A 12,878-nucleotide genomic window follows, 5' to 3' on the forward strand; every position below is an offset into this window, starting at 1 on the left:
CGGCGGCCGGCGCGGCCAGACAGCAGGGCGGCCTTGGCCAGACCCCTGTCGAGATGATGTCGGGCTGGCTGACGCGGATGCCGTTCTCGGCGCAGCAGCGCGCGCTGACCGTGGGCGTGGTGGTGTCGCTGTCGGCGCTGCTCGCCTCCGTGTACCTTGATAACCGGCAGGCCAGCAACGGCGCGGCGCAGATCGAGGTGACCGGCGACATGCTGATGCACTCGCAGCGTCTCGGTAAGGCGGTGCCTGTGGCGCTGCTCGGTAACGCCCAGGCGTTCAAGCAGCTGCGAGAGTCGAAAGAGCAGTTGACCACCGACATGCTGGCGCTGCAGAACGGCAGCGACGAGAAGCATGTGCGGGCCACGAGCGGGCCGGGCGAGCCGCTGCTGGAAAAGGCGATGGGCTCGTGGAAGCGTTCCGAGAAGAGCGCCGCCGACGTGCTCGCCCAGCAGGCCATTCTGACGACGATCGGCCAGACGCTGCAGATCTTCAACGCGTCCAACCCCGAACTGCTCGAAGCCGCCGAACAGGTGGCGGCCATCAAGCTGCAGTCGGGTGCCAATACACGTGAGGTGGCGGCTTCCGCTCAGCTGGTGATGCTGACGCAGCGTCTGGGCAAGAACCTCAACGAGTTCCTCTCGGGCGAAGGCGTCAACCCTGAAACCGCGTTCCTGCTTGGCAAGGACACCAACACGTTCCGCGAAACACTCGACGGCCTGATCAACGGCTCCGAAGCGCTGCGTCTGACCGCCGCGCACGATGCCGAGACGCGCAGCTACCTGCAGCAGCTTTCGCAGCGCTTCGACGCCGTGCAGAAGACCACGCAGACGATTCTGCAGAACCTGCCTGGCCTGATCGCCGCCAAGCGCGCCCAGCAGCAGATCTTCAACGACAACGAAGCCCTGCGCGGCGAGTTGTCGGCGTTGCAGTCGGCCTATGCGCAGGATGTGCGCTTCCGCCCCTGGACACTGGGCGCGATGGTTATCTCCGCGCTGGCCACGCTGCTGTGCCTGGCCGGTCTCGCGGCCCTCTACCTGCGCGACTCGCGCGTCCGGGCGCTCGAAGCCGAGGCGCGCGAGCACGAAGCCGAAGCGCGCCGACTCGATGAAAAGCGCAACAACGACGCCACCCAGAAGGCCATTCTGCAGCTGATGAATGAGCTGCAGGACATTGCTGACGGTGACTTGACGCGTCAGGCCACCGTGACCGAGGACATCACTGGCGCCATCGCCGACTCGGTGAACTACACGGTGGAAGAACTGAAGGAACTGGTGGGCCGCGTGCAGCAGACCGCTGGAGACGTGCAGCACGCCTCGACGCAGGTGCAGGAAACCTCGGTGCAACTGGCCACCACGACCGAGCAGCAGTCGCGCCAGATTCGTCAGACCGGCGAATCCGTGGTGGAGATGGCGGACCGCATCACGCAGGTTTCACGCGGTGCGGCCGAATCGGCCAACGTGGCACGCGCATCGCTGGCCGCGGCGGAGCAGGGCCAGCACGCCGTGCAGAACGCGATCGCGGGCATGAACGGCATTCGCGAGCAGATCCAGGAAACGTCCAAGCGGATCAAGCGTCTGGGCGAATCGTCGCAGGAGATCGGTGAAATCGTCGAGCTGATCTCGGACATTACCGAACAGACCAACGTGCTGGCACTGAACGCCGCCATCCAGGCGGCTTCCGCAGGCGAAGCCGGCCGCGGCTTCTCGGTGGTGGCGGAAGAGGTGCAGCGTCTGGCCGAGCGTTCGGGCGAGGCAACCAAGCAGATCGGCGCGCTGATCCGCACGATTCAGACCGACACCCAGGACGCCGTGCACGCCATGGAGCAGAGCACGCAAGGCGTGGTCGAGGGCGCGCGCCTGTCCGATAACGCGGGTGCCGCACTGGTCGAGATCGGTCGCGTGTCGCGCCAGCTCGCCGAGCTGATCGAACAGATCTCGCAGACCACATCGCACGAAGCGGGCCTGGCCACCAACGTGGCCCGCCACATCGACGGCATCCTGCAAGTGACCGCGCAGACCACCGCCGGCACGCGCCAGACCGCCGCGTCGGTGCGCCAGCTGACCGCACTGACCGAAGAGCTGCGTAACTCGGTATCGCGGTTCAAGATCGCCTGACGGCCGCCCGCAAGGGCGCAACGGAACTGGTCATGTCTTTCAATACCATCCTGTCGAGCGAAGTGGCCGAGGCGGCCGCGGCGCAACTGTCATCCACGCCGGAGCCTGCTCCCGTTCCGGCGGCGGAGGCACCCGCCGCGCCGCAGCGCGACCTGTCGGTGCTGGCCTGGCTCGCGCCAAGCCTGCGTACCGCGCTCGACGATGCCGCCATCGAACTCGGCCACTACGTGGACGAGATCCAGCAGACGCCGGAGGCGCTGGGCGCGCGCGATACCACTTCGCTGCGGCTGGCCGGCCAGCAACTGCATCAGGCCGCAGGCGCGGTGCATATCGTCGGGCTGCGCGGCGTGGATGCCTATTGCCAGGCATTGCGCCGCCTGCTCGAGGCCATCGACGCCGGCACGGTGCCCGCCAGCCAGGAAACGCTCGTGGTGTTCCGCACCGGCGCGCAGGCGCTGGCCGAGTACGTCGACGACCTGATGGCGGGCGATGCCGAAGACCCGCTGCGCCTGTACCAGCCCTATGCCACCGCGTTGAACCTGATGAAGGAAGAGCGCGTGCATCCGGCGGACCTGTGGCTCGATGAGCTGCAGATGCTGCCGGGTATCGTGCTGCCTACGCTTTCGGCATCGGCCGTCACCCGGGCGCGCCAGCGCTTCGAGGCTGCCTTGCTGCGCGCGCTGCGCTTGCCCGCGCCGTGCCCGGACACGTCCATGCTGCGCGAGGCCTGGCTGCCGCTGCAACTGGCGCTCGACGACGTGCGCAACCAGGAGCAGGAGGCGCGCCGCGCCACAGACACGCCTGATCGCGGTATCTGGCATACGCTGGCCATGGTGTTCCGTGGCCTCGCTCATGGCCTGCTGCCGTCCGATCTGCTGGCCAAGCGTTTCGCCGCGCGCACGCACCTGCTGGTGCGCCAGTACCTGCAAGGCCAGGTGCGCGTGCCGCAGGCGCTGTTGAACGATGCGATTTTCTTCCTGGTCAGCACCGGGCTGGCCGCCGATGAATCCGACGACATCGCGACGCCCGCCGTGCAAGTTGCCGTGCAGGTGCTGCGCGCCGATATCGCTCGCAGCCTGCAGGCATATCGTGTCGACCCGGCGCATGTGGTGGCGCGTGCCGACTTCCGCCAGCGCTACTACGGCTGGCTCGATGCCATCGACACCCGCAATCTGCAGCAGGCCGCGCGGTCGATCGAGCGTGCGGCAGGCGAGGATCAGGCCGGCTGGGAGCTGGCGGTGGCCTCGCTCGCCGAAGCGGCGCTGCCGCTTGCTCAACCGGCTCTGGAGCAATGCCTGACAGCGGTGGCTGCTCATGCGGGCCGCCGTCCGTCGAACGACGCGCTGGGCCGTGCTGGCGTGGCGCTGTTCCTGTCGCAGGCGCTGGCGATGCCGTGGCGTGTGCATGGCAAGTCAGGTCACGCATCGGCACAGGAATTCGCGCAGCGCTGCGACGCGCTGGCTGCCTGCCTGGCCGATCCCGATGCCCAGGCCCCCGCCTGGCTCGCCGGGATGGTCGAGGCCGCCAGTGCCCAGGCAATGCGTGCGGAAGCGGTCGCTCAGTTGCGCGCGCAACTCGACAGCGGCGAATCATGGCTCGATACGTATGATCGCAACGCGGCGCGTCCTGACGCCAGCGAAGCATTGGCCGATGCCAGACAGGCATTCGAATCCCTGCTTGCCACGCTCGAGCGCGTGTACGTCAGCGCGGCGATGCGGGATGGCATCGACGAAGCGGCGGAGGCGGCGCTGGAAGCGGTGCGGACCGTGCTGCGGTGGCTGGAAGTCCTGCCCGGAACTGTCGAGGAAGCGTCGCGCATCGCGATGCTGTCCGATATCGCCGCCGAGCTTGGCGCGGTACATGCCTTTGCCGATCTGCTGGAGTTTGGACGGGCCAAGGCCGATGTCACGGAAGACGACATCTACGCGGACTTGCAGCATCGCGATCCGGCGCCGCAGGGCGTGCTGGCGGTGGCGCGTGGCGCGGCCATGGATGCGATCCGCGTGGCGGCAGGCGCCGACTCGCCAGAGATCCAGCGCCTGCGTGGTGCGTTGCAGGCGGTCTCCGATCAGGCCGCCATCGACGACGATGCGGCGCTGCGGCGTCAGGCCAGCGAAGCCACCACGCAACTCCATGCATGGCTAGCCGGCAGCGATTCGGCGGCCGAACGTATGATCGTGGCACTGGCCGATCCACTGCCGGCGACGGCTGCAGCACCGGCAGCCACCGTGGCGCCGGCCGCCGCGCCGATGCCGGTGGATGCCGAAGCGATCGACGCCGAGCTGCTTGAGATTTTCCTCTCCGAGGCCGAAGAGGTGCTCGGGAGTATCGCCGCCGACGTGCAGGGCGGGCTCGAGGCACTGCGCGATACCGATGTGCTGAGCCGCGTGCGTCGCGGCTTCCATACGCTCAAGGGCTCCAGCCGCATGGTTGGCCTGAGCCGCTACGGCGAAGCCGCGTGGGCCGTCGAACAGGTCATGAATCTGTGGATTGCCGAAGCACGCGAGCCGCAGCCCGAACTGCTCGTGCTGCTGCACCAGGCGCACGATCTGCTGCGCGAATGGGCGCAGGTGTTGCAGCAGGACCCGTCGACGGCACGTGATATCGCCGGACTCGTTGCCGCCGCGCAGCGTGTGCGCGATCCAGACTCGGCGCCGGCCCACGCGGTCGTCGACGCTGCCGTTGAGGCAACTGCGCCGCTGGACCCGCTCGATGCGCTGCTGACGCTGCCGGCCGCGCAGCCAGATGCGGCTGCGGAGGAGGTTCCGGCCGAGGACAACGTGCTGCCGTTCCGCCTGTCCGGCGGACTCGCCAGCGACGACGACAACTACAAGGTGATTGGCCCGGTCCGGATCGGACTGCCGCTCTACAACGTCTACCTGCAGGAAGCCGACGATCTGCTGCGGCAGTTCGCGACCGATCTGTCCGAGTGGAAGCACGAGGAACATCCTTGTCCGAGCGAGCTTGCGCTGCGCGTGGCTCACACGCTGCAGGGCAGCGCGTCGACGGTGGGCCTGGAGCCGGTGCGCGAGATCGCCGAGGCGCTGGAGCAGCTTCTGCTGCTGCTGGGCCGGCACCCGGTCGCGATGCATCCGGGCGATTTCCGCTTGCTGGAGCAGGCCGTCGAACGGCTGCGTGGCATGCTGCACCAGTTCGCCGCGGGCATCTGGCCTGATGCCGATGCCGCAGTCGTCCGCGACCTGAACGACTTTGGCGAGCGAGCGCTGCTGCGCCCGCGCGCAGCGGTGCCGGAGACCGATGTGTCGGGACAGGTGGGCTCGGTCGCCCGATTGTTCGGTCAGTCGCAGCCTGCTGAAGATACCGATGATGCCGATCTGCGGGAATTGCCCGAGCCGCACGCGGTGACGAACCTTCCGCCGGTCAAGCTGACGCCGATCACATCGCTCCCGCCGGTCTCGGCGCCAACGCTGACGACAGTCGGTCCGGCCGACGCCGAGACGCCGGTGCATGATGCGGTGGTGATTTCGTTGCCGACGCCGCGCCATGAGTCGGCAGCCGTCGCGCACGTATCGCCGGGCGCTCCTGACGTACTTGACGCACCGCAGGTCGACTTGTCGACCGACGCCTCGTCACTCGATCCGGCACTGGTGGAGATCTTCCTCGAGGAAGCACAAGGCAGTCTGCCCGACCTCGGCAAGATGTTGCGCACCTGGGAATCCGCACCTGCCGATACCCAGCACGGCGGGCTGATCCTGCGCGGGCTGCACACGCTGAAGGGCAGCGCGCGCATGGCTGGCGCGATGGCCCTGGGTCAGGCCGCGCACGAAATGGAAACGCTGCTCGAAGCGAGCGTGCGTGGCCAGCGCATGGCGCCGGAGTTATTCGGCCGCCTCTATGCCTGGTACGACCGCATCCTCGCGCACGTTGATGCGTTGCAGAGCGGCCGGCTGCTGCCGGTGGACGATGCCGATGTGGTCAACGGGCTGATCGCGGCCGAGCCCGAATCCGCCGTGCCGGCTGTGCCGGTTACATCGGTGGTGTCGGTGGACGTGACGCAGCAGCCTACGCAGGATCTGCTACCGGCCGCGCCGCAGGCGATGCCGGTGCCGGCGAACCTGCCGACCGATGCCGATCGCCAGCGCGCGCTGGTGCGGGTGCAGGCCCGCGCGCTCGATACGCTGATCAACGATGCTGGTGAAGTGGGCGCGACGCGAGCGCGTCTGGATAGCGAACTGCTGGCGCTGCGCAGCTACCTCGGTGAACTGAACGATAACGTCGCGCGTCTGCGGATGCAGCTTCGCGAGATCGAAATCCAGGCCGAGACGCAGATGGCATCGCGCATCGCCGACGCGCAGCAAAACCAGGAATTCGACCCGCTCGAGTTCGACCGCTTCACGCGCTTCCAGGAACTGACGCGGATGATGGCCGAGTCGGTGAACGACGTGGCGACCGTGGAGCAGAACCTGCAGCGCGGCTTTGACCGCGCGTCGGGCGACCTGGCAGCGCAGGCGCGACTCACGCGTGGCTTGCAGCGCGGGCTGATGCAGGCTCGCATGGTGCAGTTCGATGCGCTGGCCGAGCGTCTCTACCGCGTGGCGCGGCAATCCGCGACCGAGACTGGCAAGGAAGTGCGCCTGCTGATCAAGGGCGGCACGGTGGAAATCGACCGCTCGGTGCTGGACCGCATGGCCGGCCCGATCGAACACCTGATCCGCAATGCCGTGGTGCATGGCATCGAGCCGGCCGACGCGCGTCGTGCCGCCGGCAAGTCGGCCACGGGCGCGCTGACGCTGGAAGTGCAGCAGGAAGGCAACGAGGTCGTGCTGACGTTCTTCGACGACGGTGGCGGCCTTGACCTTGCTCGCATTCGTCAACGGGCGGTGGCGCGGCACCTGCTGGCGCATGACGAGGATGCCAGCGACGCACGCCTGACCGAGATGATCTTCGCGCCGGGCTTTACGACGGCCGATGCGGTGTCCGAACTCGCGGGCCGGGGCGTTGGCATGGACGTGGTGCGATCGGAGACGGTGGCGCTGGGTGGCCGTATCACGCTCTCGACGGAAGTTGGACGGGGCACCAGTTTCACGGTGCATCTGCCGCTGACCACGGCTATCACGCAGGTGCTGCTGGTCTCGCTGGGCGGACGCCTGTATGCCATCCCGAGCGGCATGATCGACCAGGTGCACCAGCTGCGCGAAAAGCCGCTGCTCGATGCCTACAATGCCCGCCGCTTTGGTCCTGCGGGCGCGGATGCGCCGTTCTACTACTTCGGCGCGCTGCTGGAGGAAACCGCGCCGATGGCGTCGGGCCGCAAGTACTCGCCGGTGGTGGTGGTGCGTTCGGGCGCCGAGCGCGTGGCCGTGCACGTGGACGAAGTGATCGGTAACCGCGAAGTGGTGGTGAAGCACATCGGCCCGCATCTGGCTCGTCTGGAAGGCATTGCAGGAGCAACCACGCTGGGCGATGGCGAGATCGTGCTGATCTACAACCCCGTGGTGCTGGCGCAGCGGTGGATGCGCGAGCGCGGCAGCGTGGCACCGTCCGCGCCGGTACACCTGCGGGCGCCGGAGACGATGGGCGCCGTGGCCGAGTTTGCGGGCAATGGCGAAGCGGTGCCCGTGGCGGGTCTGATCACACAGCCGACCGTCATGGTGGTGGACGACTCGCTGACCGTGCGCAAGGCCAGCCAGCGGCTGCTGACGCGCGCCGGCTACCAGGTAGTGCTGGCCCGCGACGGCGTCGACGCACTGCGTCAGCTACAGGAGGTGATGCCCGATGCGATGCTTGTCGACATCGAGATGCCGAACATGGACGGTTTCGACCTGACGCGCAATGTTCGCGCCGACAGCCGCACGAGCCAGATGCCGCTGGTGATGATCACCTCGCGCACTGCGGAGAAGCACCGTCGCTATGCCGCGGAGATTGGCGTGAACGTGTACCTGGGCAAGCCGTTCAACGAGGATGAATTGCTGCGCACGCTGCAGCAGCTGATCGGCGAGAAGGCCGCTGCAGCGGCCGGGTCGGTGGCGCAGATGTTGGGCGAGTCGTAAGCCGTTCGCTTCGGCCGGCGCCGCTCTCCCGTCCTACGGGAGAGCGGCGCTTCAACCCAAACCTTCTATCCCTCAATCCTTCTTCTGATTCACCATCCGCGCCGGCACCGACAGCGTCAGCGCAGCGCCCACCACCATGCAGACCGCCAGCAGGTACATGCCTGAGTCGGTACTTTGCGTCATGTCCTTGAGCCAGCCCACCGCGTAGGGGCTCAGGAAGCCAGCCAGATTTCCGAGGGAATTGATCAGCGCGATGCCCGCGGCGGCGCCGGTTCCGGCCAGGAAGGACGTCGGCAGGCTCCAGAACAGCGGCAGCGTGGTCAGGATGCCAATCGTGGCGATCGTCAGGGCCACCATCGCCATGGTCGTGTCGCTGTGCCATTGCACCGACAGCACCAGACCCACCGCGCCGGCCAGCGCCGGAATCGCGATATGCCAGCGCCGCTCGCCGCGACGGTCGGCGCTGCGCGCGAACAGGATCATCCCGATCACCGCGCACCCGTAGGGGATCGCGGTCAGCAGGCCCACGTCGAGCGCCCCCTTCACGCCGGTCTGCTTGATGATCGTCGGCAGCCAGAAGCTCACGCCATACAGGCCCATCACGAAGCTGAAGTAGATCGCGCTCATCAGCCACACGCGCGGGCTCGACAGCACCTGGGCCACGGGCGGGTCTTCCTTGTGCTGGTCCTCGCTGGCGATATTCCGCTGGAGCAGCGCCTTCTCGTCATCGGTCAGCCACTTGGCGTGGGTGATGCGGTCGTCGAGATACGCCAGCACCCACAGGCCCACCAGGATCGACGGGATGCCTTCGACCAGGAACATCCATTGCCATCCCGACCAGCCGTTGTGGCCGTCGAACGATTGCATCAGCCACCCGGACAGCGGGCCACCGATCACGCCGGACAGCGCGATGGCCGTCATGAAGTACGTGGTCGTGCGTCCGCGCCGGCTGGCCGGGTACCAGTAGGTCAGGTACAGGATGATGCCGGGGAAGAAACCCGCTTCCGCCACGCCCAGCAGAAAGCGCAGCACGTAGAACATCATCGGCGTGGTGACGAACATCATCGCCGCCGAGATCAGGCCCCAGGTGATCATGATCCGCGCGATCCAGATGCGCGCCCCCACCTTGTGCAGGATCACGTTGCTCGGCACTTCGAAGATGAAGTAGCCGATAAAGAAGATGCCCGCGCCGAGGCCGTAGATCGTCTCGCTGAACTTGAGGTCGTTGAGCATCTGCAGCTTCGCGAAGCCCACGTTGACGCGGTCCAGATAGGCCACCACGTAACAGAGCAACAGGAAGGGCACCAGGCGCCAGCTCACCTTGCGGTAGGTGGCGTCCTCGAAGCCGGCGTCTTGCGCGCCGGAACTGACTGCGGTCGTTGTCATTGCTGTCTCCTCTTTCGGGTTTTGCTTTGGGATACGACGTTACCGCTGGGTTGGAAAAACGAATCGGGGGCGACTCGGATTCACATCGGATGTGAATCCGGGGTGTGGATCAGACGCAGCGTCCTCCATCGACTTCGATGCAGGTGCCGGTGATGAACGCGGCTTCGTCTGATGCCAGGTACAGGCAGGCGTTGGCCACGTCCTGCGGTGTCGACATGCGACCCATCGGGATTGTGGCCAGGAACTTCGCGCGGTTCTCCGGGGTGTCAGGCAGGCCCATGAACTGTTCGAGCAGGCCGGTGGCGCCGATGACGGGGTTGACGCAGTTGACGCGGATATTGTCGGGGCCAAGCTCGGCGGCCATGGCCTTGCTGGCGACGATGACCGCGCCCTTGCTGCCGTTGTACCAGACCAGCCCGGGGCGGGGGCGAATGCCGGCGGTGGAGGCCACGTTGACGAAATTGCCGCCGCCGCGCTTGCGGAAATGTGGGATGAAGTGATGCGCGGACCAGTAGATGCTCTTGACGTTGACCGCGTAGACGCGATCGAACTCGGCTTCGGTGACTTCCAGGATCGGCTTGTTGCGATGGGTCGTGCCGGCGTTGTTGACCACGCAGTGGACGTCGCCGAACGCGGCCAGCGTCGCATCGCGCATCGCGGCCACGTCATCGCCCTGCGACACGTCGGCACGCATCGCGCGCGCCTGGCCTCCTGCCTCGCGGATGGCCGCCGCCACACGCTCGGCGGCTTCCAGGTTCAGGTCGGCCACCATCACGCTGGCGCCTTCGCGCGCGAACGTGTGCGCGATGCCCTCGCCAAAGCCCGAACCCCCACCTGTGACTACCGCTACCTTTCCAGACAGTCTGGCCATCGTTTGTCTCCTGTGATTGTGGTCCGGACGCGGTGCATGCCGCGCCTGGTAACCGTCCAGCTACGGATGCTCAGTGGAAGGGGCCTTTGCCCCGCAATGCATTGCCGACCATCATGATGGCCAGCAGGAAGGGCAGGGCGACATAAAGGCACCAGTGGATGCGATCCCCCAGCGACTCGCCCCATTTGCGTTTGAAGACTTGCAGGCGCGGCATGCCGGACGGGTTCGTGGCGCGCTTGTTTCTCACGTGCCAGGCCATCCAGAAAAAGAAGATGGCGAACGCGACCGACAGGAAATTGATGTTACCCATGTTGAATGGCAATGGTTTTCAGAGTGGTGAATCCGTACAGGGCCTCGAAGCCCTTCTCGCGGCCGTAGCCTGACTGGCCGGTGCCGCCGAACGGCAGCTCGACGCCGCCGCCGGCGCCATAGTTGTTGATGAAGACCTGGCCCGCCCGCAGCTTGCGCGCCAGGCGCAACTGCCGCCCGCCGTCGCGCGTCCAGACCCCGGCCACGAGGCCGTACGCGGTGCCGTTGGCCAGTTGCAGGGCTTCGTCCTCGGTATCGAACGGCATGGCCGCCAGCAGCGGGCCGAAGACTTCCTCCTGCGCCAGCCGGTGCGTGGCCGGCACGTCGCGGAACAGCATCGGCACCTGGTAGTAGCCGGACTCAGGCGCTTCCGCCACGATCTGGCCCTGCGCCATCACGGAGATGCCGGCGTGCTGCGCATCGGAGACGAAGTCCCAGACACGCTGCTGCTGCTTGCGGCTGATCAGCGGGCCGCATTCGAGATCGAGTTCCGATGGGCCCACGCGCAGCGATTCGAAGACGCTGGCGACGCGGTCGAGCAACTCCTCGTAGACAGGCCGTTCCACCAGCAGGCGGCTGCCCGCCGAGCAGGTCTGGCCCGCATTCTGCACGATGCCGTTGACCACCACGGGCAGCAGCGCGTCGAGGTCGGCATCGGCAAAGACGATTTGCGGCGACTTGCCGCCGAGTTCCAGCGTCACCGGCACATGGTTTTCGGCCGCGAGCTGGGATACGAGCTTGCCGGTTTCGGGCGATCCTGTGAACGAAATATGGTTGATGCCGGGGTGCCGGGCCAGTGCCGCGCCCGCCTCGTGGCCGTAACCGGTGACGATGTTCAGGGCGCCTTCGGGCAGGCCGGCCTCGGCGGCCAGTTCGGCCACGCGCAGCAGCGACAGGCAGGCATCCTCGGCCGGCTTGATCACGCACGCGTTGCCGGCGGCCAGCGCCGCGCCCACGCTGCGGCCGAAGATCTGCAGCGGGTAGTTCCACGGGATGATGTGGCCGGTTACGCCATGCGGTTCGCGCACGGTCAGGACGGTATAGCCGGCCTGATAGGGGATCGTCTGACCATGCAGCTTGTCTGCCGCGCCCGCGTAGAACTCGAAGTAGCGTGCCACCGCCCGTGCGTCGGCACGGGCCTGGCGCAGCGGCTTGCCGGTGTCGCGTGCTTCCAGCGCGGCCAGTTCGTCCTCATGCGCTATCAAGGTGAGCGCCACGCGGTTCAGCAGACGCACGCGGTCGGCAGGGGACATCGCGCCCCAGGCGCCGTCGAACGCCCGGCGGGCCGCGTGGACGGCCACGTTGACGTCCGTGGCGTTGCCGCGGGCGATCTCGGCGAAGGGTTGGCCGCTGGACGGGTCGAACACCTTGATGCGCAGGCCGGAGTCCGGGGCGATCAGGCGGTTGGCGACAAAATGCTGGGCGTGCATGCGGGGTCTCCACGGGCTCCGTTATGGAGCCATTGCTGAATTCGGGAATGCCGCATTATCGCGCACCGCGCGGGGCGTGCAAGGCACCCGGATGTCAGCCAGAGGTAAGAAGCAAACCGCTATAATGCCGGCCATCCCAACACACAGGCATTCGGAGAACTCTCATGAGCTTCAACCTCGTCTCCCCGGGCAAGGACCTTCCCAACGATTTCAACGTCATCATCGAGATCTCGGCCCAGAGCGATCCCGTGAAGTACGAGGCCGACAAGGAGACCGGCCTGCTGTTCGTGGACCGCTTCATCGGCACCGGCATGCGCTACCCGGCCAACTACGGCTTCATCCCGCAAACGCTGTCGGGCGACGGCGACCCGGTGGATGTGCTGGTCATCACCCCGTTCCCGATCCTGGCCGGCGCCGTTGTGCGCTGCCGTGCACTGGGCATGCTGAAGATGACCGACGAGTCGGGCGTGGACGCCAAACTCGTGGCCATCCCCATGGACAAGCTGTGCCCGGCTACCGCCCACATGAAGGGCCTGTCGGATGTGCCGCAAAATACGCTTGACCAGATCAAGCACTTCTTCGAGAACTACAAGGCACTCGAAGCCGGCAAGTGGGTCAAGGTGGAAGGCTGGGCTGGCATCGAAGAAGCCCACAAGGAAATCAGCGACGGCGTGGCGAACTTCACGAAGTAATTCGCTGCCTGCCGCGTTATCGAAGAAACCCGCCATCTGGCGGGTTTTTTTGTTGCCGGGGGACG

Annotated in this window: 7 protein-coding genes; 3 read left to right on the forward strand and 4 right to left on the reverse strand. The window is 66.8% G+C overall.

Annotated elements, in window-relative coordinates; genetic code table 11:
- Positions 1–53: 53 nt before the first annotated feature.
- Positions 54–2,114 carry a methyl-accepting chemotaxis protein gene (locus D769_RS07180; RefSeq protein WP_081596776.1) on the forward strand — a complete coding sequence of 687 codons (2,061 nt, stop codon included), beginning with the start codon at positions 54–56 and terminating at the stop codon, positions 2,112–2,114.
- A gap of 32 nt (positions 2,115–2,146) precedes the next feature.
- Positions 2,147–8,125, forward strand: a complete 5,979-nt coding sequence (locus D769_RS07185) for an Hpt domain-containing protein (protein WP_008643584.1) — start codon at positions 2,147–2,149, stop codon at positions 8,123–8,125.
- A 72-nt stretch (positions 8,126–8,197) separates the two neighbouring features.
- Here the strand turns inward: D769_RS07185 and D769_RS07190 are convergent, their stop codons facing one another.
- From D769_RS07190 to D769_RS07205, 4 genes are all read right to left on the reverse strand, one after another.
- On the reverse strand, positions 8,198–9,511 hold the full coding sequence (locus D769_RS07190) for an MFS transporter (protein ID WP_008643585.1): 1,314 nt from the start codon (positions 9,509–9,511) through the stop codon (positions 8,198–8,200).
- Between the two features lie 109 nt (positions 9,512–9,620).
- Complete coding sequence (locus tag D769_RS07195; RefSeq protein ID WP_008643586.1) at positions 9,621–10,382, reverse strand: SDR family oxidoreductase; 762 nt, start codon at positions 10,380–10,382, stop codon at positions 9,621–9,623.
- 70 nt (positions 10,383–10,452) lie between these two features.
- Positions 10,453–10,692 carry a hypothetical protein gene (locus tag D769_RS07200; RefSeq protein ID WP_008643588.1) on the reverse strand — a complete coding sequence of 80 codons (240 nt, stop codon included), beginning with the start codon at positions 10,690–10,692 and terminating at the stop codon, positions 10,453–10,455.
- The gene (locus D769_RS07205) at positions 10,685–12,121 is read right to left on the reverse strand and encodes an aldehyde dehydrogenase family protein (RefSeq protein WP_008643589.1); all 1,437 of its coding nucleotides are present in this window, start codon (positions 12,119–12,121) and stop codon (positions 10,685–10,687) included. The genes D769_RS07200 and D769_RS07205 overlap by 8 nt, the downstream gene beginning before the upstream one ends.
- Before the next feature lie 164 nt (positions 12,122–12,285).
- On the opposite strand from D769_RS07205, the gene ppa reads away from it, so the two are divergent.
- Complete coding sequence (gene ppa / locus D769_RS07210; RefSeq protein WP_008643591.1) at positions 12,286–12,813, forward strand: inorganic diphosphatase; 528 nt, start codon at positions 12,286–12,288, stop codon at positions 12,811–12,813.
- Positions 12,814–12,878 lie beyond the last annotated feature (65 nt).

The sequence above is a fragment of the Cupriavidus sp. HMR-1 genome (assembly GCF_000319775.1).
Classification (GTDB): domain Bacteria; phylum Pseudomonadota; class Gammaproteobacteria; order Burkholderiales; family Burkholderiaceae; genus Cupriavidus; species Cupriavidus metallidurans.